The organism is Pseudomonas extremorientalis (genome assembly GCF_001870465.1).
In the GTDB taxonomy this organism is placed as follows: Bacteria; Pseudomonadota; Gammaproteobacteria; order Pseudomonadales; family Pseudomonadaceae; genus Aquipseudomonas; species Aquipseudomonas extremorientalis.
Map to the genome: position 1 here is coordinate 16,893 of NZ_MDGK01000016.1, position 19,506 is coordinate 36,398.

19 protein-coding genes are annotated in these 19,506 nt (G+C 63.2%); 13 read left to right on the plus strand and 6 right to left on the minus strand.

The features are described from left to right. Window positions 1-124: 124 nt before the first annotated feature. Together BFN10_RS07345 and BFN10_RS07350 are read left to right on the plus strand one after the other, a co-directional pair. Complete coding sequence (locus tag BFN10_RS07345) at window positions 125-1,024, plus strand: LysR substrate-binding domain-containing protein (RefSeq protein ID WP_028619725.1); 900 nt, start codon at window positions 125-127, stop codon at window positions 1,022-1,024. A gap of 16 nt (window positions 1,025-1,040) precedes the next feature. Next, on the plus strand, window positions 1,041-1,835 hold the full coding sequence (locus BFN10_RS07350; protein WP_071489123.1) for an SDR family oxidoreductase: 795 nt from the start codon (window positions 1,041-1,043) through the stop codon (window positions 1,833-1,835). Here the strand turns inward: BFN10_RS07350 and BFN10_RS07355 are convergent. Further along, complete coding sequence (locus tag BFN10_RS07355; protein ID WP_028619727.1) at window positions 1,820-2,788, minus strand: LysR family transcriptional regulator; 969 nt, start codon at window positions 2,786-2,788, stop codon at window positions 1,820-1,822. The genes BFN10_RS07350 and BFN10_RS07355 overlap by 16 nt on opposite strands. A gap of 95 nt (window positions 2,789-2,883) precedes the next feature. Between BFN10_RS07355 and BFN10_RS07360 the strand changes: the two genes are divergently transcribed. From BFN10_RS07360 to BFN10_RS07370, 3 genes are read left to right on the plus strand one after another with little or no spacing between them, the layout of a single operon-like run. Beyond that, window positions 2,884-3,822 (plus strand): DMT family transporter, encoded by a 939-nt coding sequence (locus tag BFN10_RS07360; RefSeq protein ID WP_071489136.1) that lies wholly within the window; start codon window positions 2,884-2,886, stop codon window positions 3,820-3,822. A 35-nt stretch (window positions 3,823-3,857) separates the two neighbouring features. After that, the gene (locus tag BFN10_RS07365) at window positions 3,858-4,679 is read left to right on the plus strand and encodes a pyrroline-5-carboxylate reductase family protein (protein ID WP_162276399.1); all 822 of its coding nucleotides are present in this window, start codon (window positions 3,858-3,860) and stop codon (window positions 4,677-4,679) included. Between the two features lie 38 nt (window positions 4,680-4,717). Then, on the plus strand, window positions 4,718-5,377 hold the full coding sequence (locus BFN10_RS07370) for a class I SAM-dependent DNA methyltransferase (protein ID WP_071489124.1): 660 nt from the start codon (window positions 4,718-4,720) through the stop codon (window positions 5,375-5,377). A 37-nt stretch (window positions 5,378-5,414) separates the two neighbouring features. On the opposite strand, the gene BFN10_RS07375 is transcribed toward BFN10_RS07370, so the two are convergent. Beyond that, the gene (locus BFN10_RS07375; RefSeq protein ID WP_071489138.1) at window positions 5,415-6,413 is read right to left on the minus strand and encodes an AraC family transcriptional regulator; all 999 of its coding nucleotides are present in this window, start codon (window positions 6,411-6,413) and stop codon (window positions 5,415-5,417) included. 64 nt (window positions 6,414-6,477) lie between these two features. Here BFN10_RS07375 and BFN10_RS07380 point away from each other — a divergent pair, with 64 nt between their 5' ends. Together BFN10_RS07380 and yghU are read left to right on the plus strand one after the other, a co-directional pair. Beyond that, window positions 6,478-7,701 (plus strand): MFS transporter, encoded by a 1,224-nt coding sequence (locus BFN10_RS07380; RefSeq protein ID WP_071489125.1) that lies wholly within the window; start codon window positions 6,478-6,480, stop codon window positions 7,699-7,701. A gap of 102 nt (window positions 7,702-7,803) precedes the next feature. Next, window positions 7,804-8,637: a glutathione-dependent disulfide-bond oxidoreductase gene (gene yghU / locus BFN10_RS07385; RefSeq protein ID WP_071489126.1), complete on the plus strand. Its 834-nt coding sequence runs from the start codon at window positions 7,804-7,806 to the stop codon at window positions 8,635-8,637. A 51-nt stretch (window positions 8,638-8,688) separates the two neighbouring features. Here yghU and BFN10_RS07390 read toward each other — a convergent pair whose 3' ends face one another. From BFN10_RS07390 to BFN10_RS07400, 3 genes are read right to left on the minus strand one after another with little or no spacing between them, the layout of a single operon-like run. Next, entirely contained in the window at window positions 8,689-9,615 is a 927-nt protein-coding gene (locus tag BFN10_RS07390) for a sugar ABC transporter substrate-binding protein (RefSeq protein ID WP_071489127.1), read from the minus strand. Window positions 9,616-9,634: 19 nt separating this feature from the next. After that, complete coding sequence (locus BFN10_RS07395; RefSeq protein ID WP_071489128.1) at window positions 9,635-10,414, minus strand: TIM barrel protein; 780 nt, start codon at window positions 10,412-10,414, stop codon at window positions 9,635-9,637. Next, on the minus strand, window positions 10,411-11,415 hold the full coding sequence (locus BFN10_RS07400; RefSeq protein ID WP_071489129.1) for a Gfo/Idh/MocA family oxidoreductase: 1,005 nt from the start codon (window positions 11,413-11,415) through the stop codon (window positions 10,411-10,413). The genes BFN10_RS07395 and BFN10_RS07400 overlap by 4 nt, the downstream gene beginning before the upstream one ends. A gap of 185 nt (window positions 11,416-11,600) precedes the next feature. On the opposite strand from BFN10_RS07400, the gene BFN10_RS07405 reads away from it, so the two are divergent. Next, window positions 11,601-13,562 (plus strand): sigma-54 interaction domain-containing protein, encoded by a 1,962-nt coding sequence (locus tag BFN10_RS07405; RefSeq protein ID WP_071489130.1) that lies wholly within the window; start codon window positions 11,601-11,603, stop codon window positions 13,560-13,562. A gap of 178 nt (window positions 13,563-13,740) precedes the next feature. On the opposite strand, the gene BFN10_RS07410 is transcribed toward BFN10_RS07405, so the two are convergent. Further along, window positions 13,741-14,784 (minus strand): LacI family DNA-binding transcriptional regulator, encoded by a 1,044-nt coding sequence (locus BFN10_RS07410; protein WP_071489131.1) that lies wholly within the window; start codon window positions 14,782-14,784, stop codon window positions 13,741-13,743. 162 nt (window positions 14,785-14,946) lie between these two features. Between BFN10_RS07410 and BFN10_RS07415 the strand changes: the two genes are divergently transcribed. The 5 genes from BFN10_RS07415 to BFN10_RS07435 are packed head-to-tail and all read left to right on the plus strand — an operon-like array spanning window position 14,947 to window position 19,427. Next, complete coding sequence (locus BFN10_RS07415) at window positions 14,947-16,041, plus strand: fatty acid desaturase family protein (RefSeq protein ID WP_071489132.1); 1,095 nt, start codon at window positions 14,947-14,949, stop codon at window positions 16,039-16,041. Window positions 16,042-16,070: 29 nt separating this feature from the next. Beyond that, the gene (locus BFN10_RS07420) at window positions 16,071-16,391 is read left to right on the plus strand and encodes a MocE family 2Fe-2S type ferredoxin (protein WP_058426960.1); all 321 of its coding nucleotides are present in this window, start codon (window positions 16,071-16,073) and stop codon (window positions 16,389-16,391) included. A gap of 2 nt (window positions 16,392-16,393) precedes the next feature. Next, complete coding sequence (locus BFN10_RS07425) at window positions 16,394-17,593, plus strand: NAD(P)/FAD-dependent oxidoreductase (protein WP_071489133.1); 1,200 nt, start codon at window positions 16,394-16,396, stop codon at window positions 17,591-17,593. A 1-nt stretch (window position 17,594) separates the two neighbouring features. Next, window positions 17,595-18,413 (plus strand): sugar phosphate isomerase/epimerase family protein, encoded by an 819-nt coding sequence (locus tag BFN10_RS07430; RefSeq protein ID WP_071489134.1) that lies wholly within the window; start codon window positions 17,595-17,597, stop codon window positions 18,411-18,413. A gap of 51 nt (window positions 18,414-18,464) precedes the next feature. Next, complete coding sequence (locus BFN10_RS07435; RefSeq protein WP_071489135.1) at window positions 18,465-19,427, plus strand: Dyp-type peroxidase; 963 nt, start codon at window positions 18,465-18,467, stop codon at window positions 19,425-19,427. Window positions 19,428-19,506: the final 79 nt, after the last annotated feature.

Here is a 19,506-nt window from a genome sequence, read left to right on the forward strand (position 1 = left end):
CGAGGTGACGGTGGAACGAAAAGACGCCTGCAGCTGGCAGGATTGTTAATTTGAGGTTACTTTATCCTGAGTGTAGCCCTCGAAGTATCGATAATTTTTACCACAATAGGTTAGTTTAGCTTACATGAGTGCATTCCCTCCGTTGACCTGCCTGCGCAGTTTTGAAGCCACTTCCAGGTTGGGGAGCGTCACCCTGGCAGCCAAGGAATTGCACGTTACCCATTCAGCCATCAGCCAGCAGATCAAGGTGCTGGAAGAGATTGTCGGCTTGACCCTGTTCGTGCGTGAAGGGCGAGGCTTGCGTGTCAGCGAGGATGGGCGGCTGTACGCGTTGCAGATCCGAAAAGCCTTGGGCGATATCGCCGAAGCCACGCGATTGATCCAGGCACAGCCCAAGATGGGTGAGTTGGTGGTGGCGGTATTGCCATCGTTTGGCCGGTCCTGGCTGTTACCGCGCCTACCACGTTTTCAGCAGCTTTACCCTCATATCAGCATTCGTCTGCAAGCCAGCTTGACCATCTCCAACTTGCATCAGGAATCGGTGGATATCGGTATTCGTATGGGCAAGGGGGATTGGGAAGGGGTCGAGCAGAAGCTGTTGTTCCACGATGAAGTCGTCGTCGTCGCCGCCCCCCACTTCAATAGCGGGCGCCTGCCGCAAACACCGCAAGAGGTCATCGACAGCGAGATCATCTACAACACTGAATCATGGTTGCCCTGGTGCGAGGCCGCGGGTGTTGAAATGGGCAACGAACGCAAGGGGTTGTGCAGCAACGACTCCAATCTGGTGTTGGAGGCGGTTCGCCTGGGGCAGGGCATCACGCTGGAGCGGCGCAGTCTGGTGCATGACGCTATCGAGCGCGGAGAGCTGGTCCAGTTGTGCGATGTGAGTGCGCCCTATGCCTATCCGTATTGGCTGGTGTGGCCACCCAGGGAAAGTTCGGAAGACAAGCAGCGCGAATTCTCCCATTGGCTGTCCGGGGAAGTGGAGCGTTATCTTGACCAGCTGAGAAAAAACGCCTGAAGGAGGCCCCGCCCGAATGGATCTGTTTTTGCAACAACGCCTGGTAGTGGTCGCGGGCGGTAGCTCAGGCATTGGCCTGGCCTGCGCCCAGGCTTTCGCCGCCGAAGGCGCGCGGGTGGCAATTGTTTCGAGGTCACATCAGCGGCTTGAGCAGGCGCAACGCGTGTGCGAGGAAGCGGGCCTGCACGTGCATCCTTTTGCCGGCGACCTGTCAGACGCCGATCAGGCTCAAGCGGTCATTGACGCAATCAGCGCGCGCCATGGCGCCATCAACGTGCTGGTCAACAGTGCGGGTGCCGCTGCGAGACACCCGGTGAGTCAACTTACTCCGGCCCATTACCTGGAGGCGTTCAGCGCCAAGTTCTGCCCCTACATCAACACCCAGCATGCGGTGCTTGCCCATTTTCTTGGCCAGGCGCAGCCGTCGCTGCGGGCGGTGGTCAATATCGTCGGCATCGGTGGCCGGGTGGCAATGCCCGAGCATGTCGCCGGCGGTGCAGCCAATGCAGCGTTGATCCTCACGTCACAGGGGTTGGCGCAGGCTTATGGCTGCCAAGGCATCCGTATCAACGTGATCAACCCTGGGTTTACCCTGACGCCCCGTACCCAGGCGACCCTGGAACGCATGGCTCAACGCAGCGGCGAAAGCCTTGAGCAGACCCTGGCGCGACAGCAGGCATCGATCCCGATGGGCAGGTTTGCCCGCGCGGGGGAAGTGGCCGATCTGGCGTTGTTCCTGGCCAGTCCAAGAGCATCCTATTTGTCGGGGGCGGTCATCAATATGGACGGTGGGGCCTACCCCGGGGCGTAGACCCTACCCGGCGCAAAGGCCGAAGGTTGTCCGGCGGCGCGCAGCAGGCCATTGATCAGGTACTGCTGATCATGCGACTGGTGTGCCGATTGCGTCCAGACCAGCCTGTATTCGTAAGGGGAGGTGAGTTGATGGCGGTCGCCGAACACGGCTACCAGGCGCCCGTCGGCCAATTCGTCTTGCAGCAGCGCAGAACTGCCGATCATTACCCCGCCATTCTGCGCCACTTCATGCATGGCATAGCCCACACCGCTGAAGGAAAGCGCTGCCGTCGTCTGCGTATCGCACTTGGCAATCGCCGTGAACCAGTCGTCCCAAGTGGCATTGCCCAAGCGATCGTCGTGGTACCAGGGTGACTGGACCAGCCGCGCACCCACCAGGTCCAGCGGTTCGTCGACAGGCCCAAGGCTGTTCAGGTAGGCAGGGCTGCAAACGGGGAAGTAGCGGTCCTGCAGCAGCAACGCCGAATGGCTCAACACAAGTTCGCGCGGGCAGTAGCGAATCGCCAGATCGGCATCGCCATGGTCGAGGTTGCGCACTTCGGAACTAGGGTCGATCGTCAACGCAAGGTTACCGCCAGCATACGCGGTGATGGCCGGCAACCGCTTGCTCAACCAGTGACTGGTGATGGATACCGTGCAAGTCAACACGATGCTGGCACCGGTCTGCGGGCGCATATCCTGAGTGGCCTTGAGCAGCAGCGAGAAGGCCTTGGACACGTCACGGGCCAGGCGCTGCCCCGACTCATTGAGGGTTACGCCGTTAGCGGTGCGATGAAAGAGGCTCAGCCCCAGGTCATCCTCCAATTGTCGGATCTGCCGGCTCACTGCGCCCACGGTCACGCACAACTCCTGGGCGGCTTCGGTGAGCGTGCGGCAGCGTGAGGCGGCTTCGAACGCACGCAAGGCGCTGAGGGAAGGGAGGCGGTGAGGTTTTTCCAGGTTGAGTTTCATGCAAGCACCTTAGCAAAAAATCGATTACTTGCCAGAGGTGATGCGCATAGCCTTGAACCTATGTTTTTCAATGCCGCGGCTCAAGGTCTATGACGATGCTCGACACACGCAAATCCCTCGATGTCTTTTCCGTGTCCACGATGATGGTCCTGTGCCTGTTATGGGGGGGGCAGCAGGTATTGATCAAACTGGCCGCGTCGCAGCTCGATCCGCTGATGCAATTGACAATTCGATATGCCATTTCCGCGCTGATCCTGGGGGGGTACCTGTGGTATCGCCAGGGTGCCGGGCTGTTCAGCGATAACACCGTCGGCGCGGGTATCGTGGTCGGAATCCTGGTAGCCCTGGAATCGATCTTCATCGCTGAAGGCTTGCGCTACAGCAGTGCCAGCCATATCACCGTGTTTCTGTACACCGGCCCCTTGTTTGCGAGTTTCGGCCTGCATTTCCTGCGCGAGGAGGAACGTCTCAGTGGCAGCCAATGGTGTTTCGTGGTGCTGGCGTTTCTTGGCATCGTCATTACCTTCATGGGGCGGGGCGACGGTGCCCAGGGCAACACGCTGCTGGGGGATGGGCTCGGGCTGCTGTCCGGAGCCGCCTGGGGGGCCACCACCATTGCAGTGCGTACGTCGACGCTCGCCAGTGCGCGACCGGAGAAAACCCTGTTTTACCAGGTGAGTATCGCGACGCTGTTGATCTTTCCGCTGACCTTTTTCATGGGCCACTCCACCTTTGAGATCGACGGTGCGGTGGTAGCGAACCTGACCTTCCAGACCCTGGTTCTGGTCCTGGGGACCTTCCTGGGCTGGTATTGGCTGCTGACCAAATACCTTGCGTCACGCCTGTCCGTGCTGCAGCTGTTGACGCCGGTTGCAGGCGTGGCACTGGGGGTGGTGGTCCTCAACGATGCGTTGGACCTGTGGTTCGTGTGCGGAGCCCTGCTGGTCCTGATTGGCATCCTGGGTGTGAGCGTGCTGGAGGTCCTGAGCGTGCGCCGCGCAGGAGCGACTTCGCGCCTGGCATCCGAGGCGTGATGCCGCGGTTTCCAACGGTCAAGGGTCAAGTCGCTATGGATATGAATGACTGCAAGACAGTGTTGTCCACCCGCATCGGCATTGTCGGCTCGGGCCACTTGGGGGTCGCCCTGGCCCAAGGGCTGATTGCCGCCGGCTTACCCAGGGCCAACCTGTTGCTCAGCAATCGGCATTCCAGCGCTGCGCGGGGCAGGCTCAAGAAGGCCGGGCTGGAAGACCGATATGCCGACAACCGGCGAGTCGTCGATGAGTCGCAGTTGATCCTGCTGACGGTAAGGCCTCAGGACTACCGGGCGTTGAGCGGGCTGCAGCTCAAGAGCGGCACTGTGCTGGTCTCGTTTATCGCTGGTTTGCCGGTTGAGCGCATCAAGTCCCTGTTCCAGCCGCCTCCCCAGATTGTCCGTGTCATGGTCAGCGCACCGGATACGATTGCCGGTGCCTGTGCCATCGGCGCGCGTTATGGCGCCGATTCGGCCCTGGTTGATGGGTTGCTGCGCCGGCTGGGAGTCGAACTGATCAACCTGCCATCGGAAGCTGAATTCGACGCCTTTACCGTCTATGGCCCCTGCCTGCCGATTGTTTTGACCTACTGCGAGAGCCTGGCCGTCAAGGTGTCCCAAGAAGCCATTGCCAGGGGCGCCACAGCGTGCAACCTGCCGCCTTGGGGCAAGGTGATTGCGTGGGCCAACGCCGTCAGGCCCCGGGGGCTGGATGACCGTGCCCGGCGCGACTACCTGCACAGCGCCACCACGCCAGGTGGCGTGACGGAAGCATTGCTGGACGCCGTAGGCGAAGGCTTGACGTTGTCCGACTGTTTCCGAGCCGGTATTGCGCGCAGCCAACGGCTGGCGGGCTGAGGCTTATTTCCCCACGTGACATCAATCGAGGATCGACAATGAAACACACGGCAGAGGAAAGTGCACTGGTGACCGCATCCCACCGGCTCAACGGTGAAAAGGAGGTGCTGCGGGCCTTCTACGATGAGTGGGCGGAAGGCTACGTAGACACCGCTTTTGGTGAGAAGTATGTCGGTCACTGGGTTTGTGCAAAATTGCTGGATGTGGTGGCCCACGCGTTGGTCAAATCTGGCCGGCCACACAGTGCGCGGATTCTCGATGCCGGGTGTGGTACCGGGTTGGTGGGAGAGCAACTGGCCGGGATCGGCTACGGCGAGATCGATGGCGTCGACCTATCCGCCGGCATGGTCGAGCAGGCACGCAAGACCAACGCATACAGTCAGCTTACGGCTGATGTCGACTTGAACGTGCGCAACCCGGCCATCGCCGATGATCGCTATGACCTGGTGGTCTGTTGCGGCGTGTTCATCGACGGACATGTGGCCGTCACCGCACTGGACGAACTGCTGCGTGTCGCGCGCAGTCCTGGCTACCTGATTGTCAGTACGCGCCAGAGTTACCTGGACCATGAACCTTTTGTCGAGTACGTCAAGCGTTTGGTCGAGGACTGCAAGGTGCGTGTGGTCATGCGTATCGAGCGCGGTAACTATATCAACGTCGACACCGCCGATTATTGGGTACTCGAAAAAACCACCTGAACGCCGGCGTCGGCCAGGATGTCTTCGAGGCGCTCGTTCATGCCGGGCTCCGGCTGCGCTGGCGACTGGCCCCAGGCGGATGGCCGGTAATACGCTTGAACGCACGACTGAACGCTGCCTGGGAGGTATAGCCCAGGCGCAGCGCTACTTCTTCGATAGGCAATCGCTCCAGGGTCAGCCATTGGCTGGCCAGGCGCATTCGCAACTCCGTCACGTAGCGCAGGGGCGGGATGCCCAGGGTGGCCTGGAAGCGCTCGGCGAACACCGAACGGGAAGCATGACAATGCGCCGCCAATTCGGCCACGCTCCAATCGCGGCCCGGGTCCTGATGCAGGACGAGCAGGGCACCGGCCAGTCGCGTGTCGCGTAGCGCCGCCACCAATCCTGATGCATTACCGCAGGCACATTCCACCCAGCCCCGCACGATCATGGCGGCGACCACATCGGCCAGGCGCGCGAGGATGCCGGAATAGCCGACACGAGCCGCGCTGACTTCACGTTCCATCACCGCCAAAATCGGCATCAAGCCAGGGTAACGCTGGCCCTGGGCATCGATCAGCATCAAGGCTGGCATCAGGCTGCCGAGCCCCTGGAGACTGCCGAGTTCGAACTCCATGCAGGCGCTGAACAGCAAGGTGCAGGGGGGCGTATCGGGGGACGCATCCACGGCGCAGACGGTATCGCCCAACGCGGTCGCGCCAAAGCCATCGATGTCCTGCACAGCCCTGTCCGCATCGGAGGACAGCGCATGGGCGCCGCCGTGGGAGATGAACACCGCATTGCCCGCCGATAACTCAAACAGGCCCCCGTCGTCGGTTCGCAGGGTGGCCGTCCCTGCGGCCAGGAAGTGGAAGTAGGCGTGTCCCGGTTTGGCCTCAAAACCCATGCCGAAGCTCGGTCCGGCCTGGATGCGTCGGTACTGCACCCCGCTCAGGCGCATGCCGCGCAGCAGTTCGTCGATAAGGTCGGAGGACAGGTTGAAGGGCGCCGCTGCGGTCATCTTCGGGGTTTCGGTCAAAAACTCAAGGGTTTGCATCATAGATCATCCGAATTGGCAAACCTAGACTGGCCGTCGTGCTAATGACCGAGGATGTCGTGTGATGAATGATTATGTAGCCCAAGCCGCTCGCCCTGCCCAGGTGGCGCCCGATGCGCCCGCCTGGATGGCGGTGTTTTCCCTGGCCATGGGGGTGTTCGGCTTGTTGACGGCCGAATACCTGCCGGCCAGCCTGCTGACGCCGATGGCGCTGGACCTTGGCGTTTCTGAAGCGCTGGCCGGCCAAGCCGTGACCGTGACCGCCGTGGTGGCGTTGTTCGCCGGGTTGCTGGTACCGGGCCTCACGCGCGGGATCGACCGGCGCGTGGTGCTGCTGGGTTTTTCCCTGCTGATGATTGCGTCCAACCTGTTGGTGGCGTTTTCTTCCAGCCTGGCGGTGCTGCTGTTGATGCGCATCCTGCTGGGTGTTGCCCTGGGCGGCTTCTGGAGCATGGCGGCGGCGGTCGCGATGCGGCTGGTGCCGGCGGCGCTGCTGCCCCGTGCGCTGTCGATCATCTTCAGTGGCATTGCCGTGGGCACGGTGGTTGCCGTGCCGTTGGGCAGCTACCTGGGCGGCCTGTATGGCTGGCGCAGTGCATTTGTGGCGGCGGCAGCGGTCGGCGGGGTGACGCTGGCGTTCCAGCTGTTCACGTTGCCACCGTTGGCCCCCACGGGCAGCGCACGCTTGCGCACGGTGCTGGATGTGCTGCTGCGCCCGGGCATCGCCATCGGCATGTTGGGCTGCGTGCTGGTGCACACCGGGCACTTTGCGCTGTTCACCTACATCCGGCCGTTCCTCGAAAGCACCACGGGCGTGGGCACTGAAGGGCTGGCCTTGATGCTGCTGGGCTTCGGTGCGGCCAACTTCGTTGGCACGCTGTTGGCCGGTTGGATGCTGGTGCGTTATCCCCGCGGCACTTTGGTGCTGATGCCGGTGTTGGTGGGCGTCGCGGCGCTGGCCCTGGTGTTGCTGCCGGCCTCGCTGCCAGGCCAGGCGTTGCTGCTGGCGCTGTGGGGCATGGCGTTTGGCGGGGTGCCGGTGGCATGGTCGAACTGGGTGGCGCGCAGCGTGCCGGATCAAGCTGAAAGTGCCGGCGGCATGGTGGTGGCGTCCGTGCAGTCGGCCATTGCGGCGGGCGCGGCCGGTGGGGGCGCGATGTTCAGTCTCAGTGGCATCAGCGGGGTGTTTCTCGGCGCCGGTGTGTTGATGCTATTGGCCGCCTTGTTGATTGCGCTGCGGGTAACGGTGCCGGGCAATGACGCCGTGGGTGCACCGCTGCATCTTTGACGTCAGCCTGGAGATTGGCCGCATTCACGGTGTGACGAGCCATCGACCTTTGGTTTAGTCTGGAACGCTTCGTTGAACGCAAGCACATTTGGAGCAGTAAGCATGACCGATTACGTACCCCCGAAAGTGTGGACCTGGGACACCGAGAATGGCGGCACTTTCGCCAGCATCAACCGCCCCGTGGCCGGCGCGACCCATGAAAAAGAATTGCCGGTAGGCAAGCATCCACTGCAGTTGTACTCCCTGGCCACGCCCAACGGGCAGAAGGTCACGATCCTGCTGGAAGAACTGTTGGCCCTCGGGCACAGCGGTGCGGAGTACGATGCCTGGCTGATCAAGATCGGTGACGGCGACCAGTTCGGCAGCGGCTTCGTGGGGGTGAACCCCAACTCCAAGATCCCGGCACTGCTGGACCGCAGCGGCGCCACGCCGATTCGGGTGTTCGAGTCGGGAGCGATCCTGCAATACCTGGCAGAGAAGTTCGGCGCGTTCTTTCCCACCGAACCCGCCGCACGCGCCGAATGCCTGTCGTGGTTGTTCTGGCAGATGGGCAGCGCGCCCTACCTGGGCGGTGGTTTCGGTCACTTCTATGCGTATGCGCCGAGCAAGATGGAATATGCGATCAACCGCTTTGCCATGGAGACCAAGCGTCAGCTCGATGTGCTCGACCAGCGCCTGGCGGTGAGCGAATACATCGCGGGTGATGAGTACACCATCGCCGATATCGCCATCTGGCCCTGGTATGGCGGGCTGGTCAAAGGCCGTTTGTATGGCGCGGCGGAGTTCCTCTCGGTGCATGAGTACCAGCATGTGCTGCGCTGGACGGACGCGATTGAAGCGCGGCCGGCGGTGCAGCGTGGGCGGCGGGTCAACCGGGTGTCCGGCGAGCCCCATGAGCAGTTGGCCGAACGCCATAGCGCTCGCGACTTGGACTAAAAATATGGGAGGGAGCTTGCTCCCTCCCATATTTGGATCACCACACTCCAGTTATTTGTAGCGCTGCTCGAACACCGCCACCTGCTCGGGCTTGATCAGTTCGAACGGCACCCAGACCTGCGGCTCAATCGCCTCGCCCTTGATCATTCGCACCGCCGCCTGCACGGCCTGGGTCGCCTGGGCCTTCGGGTCCTGGAATACCGACGCCGTCAGCAACCCCCGCTTGATCGCTGCCAGCCCATCGGGCAAGCCATCGATACCCACAATCACCACTTCACCCTTGGTTTTTCCCGCCTGCTGCAAAGCCATGGCCGCGCCAATCGCCATTTCATCGTTGTTGGCCACGATGGCATCGAACGGCGTGCCCGCCAGCAGCCAGTTGCTGGTCAGGTCCATGCCTTTACTGCGTTGCCATTCGGCGCTTTGCTGCTCGACCACCTTGATACCGGGAAACTCCTTGACCACCTGTTTGGCGCCCTCGGTGCGGTCGTGGGTAGCGTTCTGTGCGAGGTCGCCCATGATGATCACCACGTTGCCCTTGCCACCGAGTTTTTCCGCCAGGTAGCGCATCTGCAACTGGCCGGCCTCGATGTCGTTGGAGGCCACGGTGACCACGCCTTTGGGCAGGGTACGCTCGTCCGGGTGGCGGTTGACGTACACCAGCGGTGTCTTGGCGGAGACGGCGGCGCGGGTCATGTTGGCGGTGGCGGCGGTGTCCACCGGCAGTACGATCACCGCGTCGACCTTCTGGTTGAGGAAGCCCTCGACCTGATTAAGCTGACGCACCACGTCGCCCTGGGCGTCTTCGAACTGGATCTGCACATCCTGCTGCTTGGCGGCCGCTTCCAGGCCGGTGCGCACGTACGTCATGAAGTTGTCGTCGACCCGAGCAATGCTCACGCCGATGCGATAAGCCGCGTAGGTCCATTGGCTGAACAGCAGCAACAAGGTGGCAGCAAACAACGAATAGCGATTCATAAGGGTGATCCTTTTATTGTTATAGGGTGAACGCCTGGCGGAAACGCTCCAGGGCCATCTCGCTGTCGCCGCTGGCCCAGCCTTCCAGGCCGACCACGCCGCTGTAGCCTATGGCGTGCAAGGCTTTGGCAATGGCCGGGTAGTGGATTTCACCGGTGCCAGGCTCCTTGCGACCTGGTACATCGGCCACTTGGATTTCACCGATGGCGCTGCCAGCGCGCTGGATCAGTTCGATCAAATTTCCTTCGCCGATCTGCGCGTGGTACAGGTCCAAATTCATCTTCAGGTACGGGCTGCCCACGGCCTCGATCAGCGCCAGGGTATCGTCGGCGCGGGCGAATGGCGTACCGGGGTGGTCGACTTCGGTGTTGAGGTTTTCCAGCAGGAACACACGGCCGGCGTCTTCCCCCAGGCGGGCGATTTTTTCCAGGGTCTTGCAGGCGCTCAGCCACATGCGCCCGGTGGCCAGGCTCACCGGTTGAACGGGCAGGCCGCCTTCACCCAGGCCGGTGCCGTGCAGGTTGAGGCTGGGGCAATTCAGGTGTGCGGCTACCCCTAAGGATTCGCGGGCGCTGTCGAGTAACTGGCGGATGCCATCGGGGTCGGTGAGGGTGCCGCTGATGTAGCCGGTCATGGAGGTGAAATCGGCGCCGGTGGCGGCCAGGGCGGTGATGTCCTTGTCTGTCCAGTTCCAGATTTCGGCGCTGAACCCCAGTGCGTGAATGCGCTTTACACGCTCGACAAACGGCAGGTCGAGAAACACCATCTCGGCGCTGACCGCCAGCTTGAACGGGCTCATACCGCCACCGCCTTGCCGGTTTCGAACGACTCGATGCACGCACGGGCAATCGCCAGGGCCGCGCGCGCATCCTCGCCGCTGGCCATCGGCTTGGCACCGCTGCGCAGGCAGTCGACAAAGTGGTTGAGCTCGGCAATGTAGGCGTCGCGCAACAGGTCGGTGTCCAGGCGCTGGGTGTCGGCCTGGATGCCCTGGGCCAGGTAGCGCACCAGGTCGCTGTCGTTGAGACTGCCCATGCTCAGCATACCGGCGCTGCCGAACACTTCGCCGCGCACATCGTAGCCGTACACGGCCTGGAAGTTGGCTTCGGCGGTGGCGATGGCGCCGTTGTCGAAGCGGATCGCGACCACGGCGGTGTCGAGGAAGCCTTTGCTTTTGAATTGCGGAGCGATCAGTGCGTCGGCCATCACATACACCTGCTCGGCCTCGGCACCGGGGTTGAGGTAGCGCAGGGTGTCGAAGTCGTGGATCAGGGTTTCGAGGAAAATCACCCATTGCGGCGAGTTGGCCGGGTTGTTCAGCGCCGGGTCGCGGGTCAGCGAGCGCAGCAACTGCGGCGTGCCGATGCGGCCGGCGGCGACGTCGAGGTGCGCGGTGCGAAAGCTCTTGGCGAAACGCCGGTTGAAGCCCACCTGCAACGGCACTCGCGCATCGGCGGCAGCGGCGATGGCGCGGTCGGCCTCATCGAGGGTGATGGCCATGGGTTTTTCGCAGAAGATGCCCTTGCCGGCGCGGGCGGCGCTGATCACCAGTTCGGCATGACTGCGGGCCGGGGCGGCGATGATCACGCCGTCGATAGCCGGGTCGTCGAGCAGCTGCTGAGGGTCGGTGTAGACCTTGCTCACCCCCAGTTCGGCGGCGAGGCGGGCGGCCTGGCCTGGCGTCGGGTCGGCAATCGCTGCCAGGCTGGCACCCGGGATGTGCCGCGCGGCGGTCAGGCCGTGGAAGCTGCCCATGCGACCGGCACCGATCAAACCCAGGCGGATGTTTTGTGTACTCATGCAATGACCCCTTGTTGTTATTGGCCTCAGGACAGTCCTGATGGGCAAGGGGGTAAGAGCAAGGCGTGTGCCAGTTTTCAACTTATTGATTAATAAGGGTTAATTAATATCTATAAACAATAAATGTTCATTCTGATGACATGCCTATACTGACATGTCAAAAACATGAACATGGATATCACACAATGAGCATGGCCTTCAGTGTGCAAGACCTCGACTACCTGACGACCCTGGGGCCTGCGGCGCTGAATGACGGCCCGGTGGCCGCGCTGGAGCAGGCCTGGCGCGATTGCCTGGCCGGCCAGGTCGACCGGCCGGCGTCCGTGCGCCAAGTGATCTGGGATTCGTGGCGGCGCAGCGTCGAGGCGGGCATCGATCCAGCCGACAACGCGTACCGCTTTGTCGCAGCCGACACGCTGACCGCCACCCTGACCACCCACCGCGTGCTGATCGCCGCTGCCGCGCAAGTCATGCACGGCTTGCTGGCCTACAACCCGCGCGGCCATATCAACCTCACCGATGCCGATGGCACCACCCTGTATTTCTGTGGCCTGGACATCACTCCGGTCGGCAGCCGCCTGCTGGAGTCGGTGCAAGGCACCAACTGCACCGGCCTGGCCCTGGCCGAAGACCGCCTGGTGTACGTGCTGGCCGAGGAAAACTTCGGCATCGGCCTGCGCCAGCGCCGCATGCACTGCGCCGCCGCGCCGATCAGGAATGCCCAGGGCCACACTGTGGCGATGCTGACCCTCACCGCCGAGCCTGGCTGGTTTCACTTCCATACCCTCGGTACGGTGCAGGCGGCCGCCGAGGCGGTGTCGCGGCAGATGGCGTTGCAGGTGTTGCTGGAGGAGCAGCAAGCGGTGCTCGAAGTCCTCAACGAAGGCCTGGTGGTACTGGACGAGCGCGGTTGCATCAAGGCGCTCAACCGTTATGCCCGGCAGTTGTTCGGCGTAGGGCTGGAGCTGATCGGGCGGCCGTTCCAGCAGCTGGGCCGTAGCGAGTTGAGCGACGTCCTTGGCGAGCCCGTGCGCGACCTCGATTGCACCTTCCACTTGGCTAACCGGGGCCAACTCGCCTGCCTGGTGTCGGTGTGCCCGCTGGAGCAGGGCGGGGTGATCGTGTCGCTGCGTGAAAACCGCCGCATCCGCGAAATCACCCGGCGCCTGATCGGCACCCGGGCCAGCTACACATTTGAAACCATCCAGGGCAACTCCCGAGCCATCCAGGACGCCCTGCACCTGGGGCGTATCGCCAGTCGCAGCGACTCCACCACGCTGATCCTCGGCGAAAGTGGCACCGGCAAAGAGCTGTTCGCCCAGGCCATCCACAACGGCAGCGACCGCCACAAAGGCCCCTTCGTGGCGGTCAACTGCGGGGCGATCCCCCGTGACCTGGTGCAAAGCGAACTGTTCGGCCATGTCGAGGGCGCGTTCACCGGCGCCACCCGTGGCGGTTCGGCGGGCAAGTTCGAACTGGCGGATGGCGGCACCATCTTTCTGGATGAGATCGGCGACATGTCCTTCGATGCCCAGGTCAGCCTGTTGCGGGTGTTGCAGGAGGGTGAAATCACCCGGGTGGGCGCGAAGAACTCGCGACAAGTGGACGTGCGCATCATTGCCGCCACCCACCGCAACCTCAGCCAGGCCGTGGCGCAAGGCGCGTTTCGCGAAGACCTCTACTACCGTCTCAACGTCCTGAACCTCACCGTGCCGCCCCTGCGCATGCGCCGCGAAGACATTCCGCTGCTGGCGCGGCACTTCCTGGCCCGCTGTGCACGCTCGTTGCGCAAGTCTGTGCAGGGCTTTTCGCCGGAGGCGATGGCATTGCTGTCGGCCTATGGCTGGCCGGGCAATGTGCGGGAGTTGGAAAACAGTATTGAGCGGGCGACCAACCTGGCGATGGGCGAGCTGATTCAGCCTGCCGATCTGCCGATGGAAACCAGGCAGCACACCCCGCTGCGCGCCTATGAGCCGCAACCCGCCCAGGACCTGAGCAGCCACGAAATGCACGCCATCGTCGCCGCACTCAAGAACACCGGCGGCAACATCCGCCTGGCCGCCCGGCAACTGAACGTGTCGCGGGGCGGGCTGTACAACAAAATGAGCCGGTTCGGGCTGAGTGCCAGCGATTTTCGCCGCGCCTGAGATTTAAGCAGCGCTGGCCCCTGTGGCGAGCGGGCTTGCCCCGCGTTGGGCTGCGCAGCAGCCCCCAACCAGCTTCTGCGAAATATCGGGTACACCGCGTTCGTCTTTGATCAGGGGAGCTTCGCTCCCCAACGCGGGGCAAGCCCGCTCGCCACAGACAGCCAGCGCCTGAGTGCCGCTAGAGGTTCTCCGACGTCACAATCTGCGGCGGTATATACACCCGCTGCCGCACCGGATCGAACCCTTCGGCAGTCTGCAACTCCACCATCAACTGCACCAACGCCGTCGCCGTCTGCCCCGGCTGCGAGTCCATCACCACATCGATCAAACCCTTGCGCAGCGCCTGGCGCGACAGCTCGGTGGACTCCTGCAGGATGCAGCACAACGCCGGCCGCCTGGGCAACTGCGCCAGGGCGCTGATGATGCCGTCGCCGCCACCACCCACCACGCATAGGCCGCGCAGGTCGCTGTGGCGGCTGATCAGGTCGAGGGTGGCTTCTTCGGTAATGTCGCAGTTGTCCAGGTTGATCAACGGCTCCAGCGGCTTGAGCCCCGGCGCGTGCTCGGCCAGGTAGCTGTGCAGGCCTTCGACCCGTGCCTGGTGGCCGAGGAAACGGTGGCCGCCGAGCAGGATACCCACGCTGCCTTTGCGCGCTCCGCAGGTGCGGGCGAGCAGCCAGCCCATGGTGCGGCCGACCACATGATTGTCCTGGCCTACGTAGGGTTCCTCCGCCTGTTCGTGGATATCCGAGAGCAGGGCGACCACGGGCACGCCAGCTGCGCGGATTTGCGCCAGGCAGGCGTTGATCGACGGATGGGCAAAACTGACCACCGCCAGGCCATCGCACTGCACGGCCAACTGTTCGATCTGCGCGACGATGGCGTTGGGCGAGCGGTCCACGATGTACTCGAACTGGCACGTCAGGTTGGCGTTGGCATGCTGCTCCGCGGCGGTACTGATGGCCTGCGCCAGGCTGGCATAGAACGCCTGGGCGGTGGCCAGCAACAGGATGCCGAAGCGATAGGTCGGCCGACGCTCGCGAATGCGCTGGCCGATCAGCCGCGCCGCAAAATACCCCACGGCTTCGGCCGCCTTGAATACCTGCTCGGCAGTCTCGGGATTGACCGGTGCCCGCGCATTCAATACGCGGTCGACCGTGGCCACACTCAGCCCGGCATGGGCGGCCACGCTGGCGATGGTTGGGCGTTTGTTGTTGTTCATGACTGGCCCCTTGAGCGTCTTGATAGAAAACTATCAAGCCCGGCTGGGCCTGGATGATAGCTTGATAGGGAATGGATTCAAGGCCTTGAGGGTGAATAACCCGTTCTCTAAGGTGGGTTTCACACAGCACCAGAAACCACCCGCTTGTGGAGAACAATAACAATGCCTGAACACACCGCTCCTATCGGCCGCCGCGACTACAGCCTCACCGGCCCCGAAGCCGCCCGCGCCGCTGAAAAAGGCCTGGTCTCGGCCAGTTGGTACCAATCGCCGATCTCGCGTAAACGCATGAAAGAACTGATGCAACGCCGTGACGGCCCGGCACTGCTCGACACCGCGATCTGGGTGATCGCACTGTTTGCCAGCGGTTTTGGCGGCTACTGGTTCTGGGGCACCTGGGCCTGCGTGCCGTTCTTCCTGGTCTATGGCGTGCTGTATGGCACTGCGTCCAACCCGCGCTGGCACGAAACCGGCCACGGCACCGCCTTCAAGACCCGCTGGATGAACGATGTGCTGTATCAGGTCGCCAGCTTCATGTGCATCTTCGAACCCCACGTGTGGCGCTGGAGCCATGCCCGGCACCATACCGACACCATCGTGGTCGGCCGTGACCCGGAGATCGTCGAACCGCGTCCGCCGAGCTTCTGGATGATGTGCCTGAGCCTGTTCAACCTGCCCCTGGCCTGGAAAACCTTCAGCGGCGTGGCGCGCCATGCCATGGGCAAGATGAGTGCCCAGGAAGCGGACTTCATCCCCGAATCCGAATGGCCCAAGGTGTTCCGTGCCGCGCGTATCTGGGTCGGCATTTATGCCGTGGTGATCGGCACCGCGTTGTACCTGCATAGCTGGTTGCCGCTGATGCTGGTGGGCCTGCCGAGTATTTATGGCGCGTGGCTCGGCTATCTGTTTGGCCTCACGCAGCATGTCGGCCTGGCCGAAGATGTACTCGACCACCGTAGCAACTGCCGCACCATTTACATGAACCGCGTGCTGCGCTTTATCTACATGGACATGAACTACCACCTCGAACACCACATGTACCCGATGGTGCCGTACCACGCCCTCGCGCAACTGCACGACGAAATCCGCAGCGACTGCCCGCCGCCGTACGCCAACCTGTTCGAGGCATTCAAGGAGATCCTGCCGACCATCTGGAAGCAGTGCAGCGACCCCACCTATTTCGTCCAGCGCCCGATTCACCCGAATACGCCTCCGGCTGCCCATGCGCCGGTGCATGCAGAAACCGCTGCCGGTTGAACCCCACCCAAGAACAAGAGAAAAACGCCATGAACGATCAATGGATCGACGTCTGCGCCGTGGGCGAAATAGACGAAGAAGACGTGCTGCGCTTCGACCATGGGCCGCACACCTATGCGGTGTATCGCTCGGCCGAGAATGAATTCTTCGCCACCGCCGGGCTGTGCACCCACGAGAAAATCCACCTGGCCGATGGCCTGGTGATGGACCACGTGATCGAGTGCCCCAAGCACAATGGGCGCTTCGATTACCGCACCGGCAAGGCCCTCGGCGCGCCGGTGTGCGTCAACCTCAAGACCTACCCGGTGCGGGTCGAAGCGGGGCGGGTGTTGCTCGCTGTCACGGCCTGATCATGCACGATCCCTTGATCATCGTCGGCGCCGGCCATGCCGGCGGCCGTGCGGCGCTGACCTTGCGTGAAGAAGGCTACACCGGGCGGCTGATCCTGATTGGCGATGAGCCGCACTTGCCCTACGAGCGGCCGCCGCTGTCCAAAGGCGTGTTGCAGGGCACGGCGGACCTGGCCGGCTGCAGCCTGTGCGACAGCGCGCGACTGGCCGAGCTGGACATCGAGCACATCGCCGCTAACCCGGTGACGCAGTTGCAGCCGCAACAGCATCGCCTGCAACTGGCCGATGGCCAATGGCTGCGGTACGCCGGCCTGCTGCTGGCCATCGGGGGGCGGGCGCGCCGGTTGCCTCAGGAGCAGGCCAACGTGCTCTACCTGCGTACCCACGATGAAGCGCTGGCCCTGCGCGATGCGCTGAAGCCCGGCACGCGGTTGGTGGTGGTCGGTGGCGGCTTTATTGGCCTGGAAGTGGCGGCCACGGCACGTGGCCTTGGCTGTGAGGTCACCCTGCTCGAAGCCGGGCCGCGATTGGCGGGCCGGGTGTTGCCGGCCGTTATCTCTGAGGCGCTGCTGGCCCTGCATCGCCAGCACGGGGTCGACGTTCGCCTGAATGTGGCCTTGGAATCGATCCAGGCCGACGCCGTGCTGCTGGTGGACGGGCAACGCTTGCCCTGCGACCTGGTGGTGGTCGGCATCGGCATGCAACCCAATATCGAATTGGCCGCCGCAGCGGGGTTGGACGTGGGGCAGGGCATACGCGTGGATACGCACCTGCGCACCAGCGCGCCGGATATTTATGCCGCCGGTGACGTGTGTGAGTTTCGCCTGGATGGCCTCTATCAGCGCCAGGAAACCTGGCGCAACGCCGAGGTCCAGGGCCGGCATGCGGCATTGAACCTGCTGGGCCGCGATGTGCCGTTCGAGGCGCTCCCCGGGTTCTGGTCCGACCAGTACGACTGGGGCTTGCAGACCGTCGGCGTGCTCACGCCCTCGACGGTCAGCCGCCCATTGCCGGGCGGCGGCATGTTGCTGTTCCATCTCGATGCCGATCACCAGTTGCAAGGCGCGTGCGGATGGGCGCCAGGCAACAGCGTGGCCAAGGACATCAAGCTCTGCGAACGCCTGATCAGCGCGCGACGCTCACTCGATCCCGCCAGCCTGGCCAACCCCGAGCTGTCCCTCAAACACCTGCTGCGAGGCTGATATGCGCCAATTCCTGGTGTTCCAATCCCTGTGGGCCATGCAGACCGAACCCGGCCCACTCGAGGCTCAACTCGAGCGCATCAAGGCCGCCGGGTTCGACGGCATTACCGATCATTACTTCAAGCCCGCCGATGTCGCCCGCCTGCACGCCGCCGCCACGGCGCAAGGCTTGCAGATCGAAGGCCAGCTGTTCCCGCAGTCGGTGGATGACCTGGCCGCCGCGCTGGAGGTGATCAGTGGCTATGGCTGCCACCACCTCACCCTGCAAGCCGACGTGCGCCCACGCACCCAAAGCGAAGCGGCGCGATTGGTCGAAGGCTGGCAGCGCTTGGCCGAACAGGTGGAGTTTCCGGTGCTGCTGGAAACCCACCGTTATCGCCTCACCAATGATCTGCTGTTCACCCTTGACCTGCTGGCACAGATGCCCGACTTGAAGCTGCTGGCCGACCTGTCCCACTACGTGGTCGGGCGCGAACTGCCGGAGCCGGGCGCCGCCGAGGACGATGCGCAGATACGCAGCATCCTGCGCCACAGCTGGGGTTTCCACGGTCGGGTAGCCAGCAGCGAGCAGGTGCAAGTCTCGTTGGCGTTTCCCCAGCACCAAGCCTGGGTCCGACGCTTTACCGAGTGGTGGCGCTACGGGATCGAAGACTGGCTGGCGCGTCCGCAGACGCCGCAGAGCCTGTCCTTTACCTGCGAACTCGGCCCGCCGCCTTATGCGATCACCGGCGCGGACGGGTGCGAAATCAGCGATCGCTGGTCCGAAGCGCTGAAGATGCAGGCGCTCATTCGTGAGGTGTGGCGCAGTTGTCAGAAGTGATCTGCTAATCTGCGCGGGTTCAATCTCGCCCTATTAGCCTGGACTTTCACCATGACCCCATCCTCCGTTCAGCCGCCCCTGGAACCGCAGTCCGTGTGCCACCCGATCACCAGCAGCGCGATTTTCATGGTCGCCACTGTCACCCCCGGCAGCGAGGACACGGTACGCGCCTGGTGCGCCGACATTGCCGGGCTGGTGCGCTCGGTGGGCAAGCGCGTGCCGGCCGGCAACCTGACCTGCGTCTGCGGGTTTGGCTCGGATGCCTGGGACCGCCTGTTCGGCGCGCCACGCCCGGCGGCGCTGCACCCGTTCCGCGAGTTCGGCGTGGAGGGGCGCATGGCAGTGTCGACACCGGGGGATATCCTGCTGCATATCCGCGCCGAACAGATGGACCTGTGCTTCGAACTGGCCACCCATCTCATGGCGGCCCTGGGCGACAGCGTTAAGGTGGTGGATGAGGTCCAGGGTTTCCGCTATTTCGACATGCGCAGCATCATCGGCTTTGTCGACGGTACCGAGAACCCGGTAGGGCGCAAGGCCGAGGGCTTCACCATCGTCGGCGACGAAGACAGCGAATTCCGTGGCGGCAGCTACGTGCTGGTGCAGAAGTACCTGCACAACATGACGGCGTGGAATGGCTTGACGGTGGAGGCCCAGGAGAAAGTGATCGGGCGCACCAAGTTGTCGGATATCGAGTTGGACGAAGAAGCCAAGCCGAGCAACTCCCACAGCGCCTTGACCGTCATCACCGACGAACACGGTGAAGAAGTGAAGATCCTGCGCGATAACATGCCCTTTGGCCGGCCAGGTGCCGGGGAGTTCGGCACCTACTTCATCGGCTATGCACGCTCGCCGCATCCCCTGGAGTTGATGCTGGAAAACATGTTCGTCGGCCGTCCGGTGGGCAATTATGACCGCCTGCTGGATTTCAGCACGGCGGTCACCGGCGGCCTGTTTTTCGTGCCCTCGGCCGACCTGCTGGAAGAACTGGCCGACCGAACCGGCAGTCTGTAAGGCAATACGGTACAAAGGTGGGAGGGGGCTTGCCCTAATGCCAGTCAGTTAAGGAGGAACACTGTAACTGTGGCGAGCG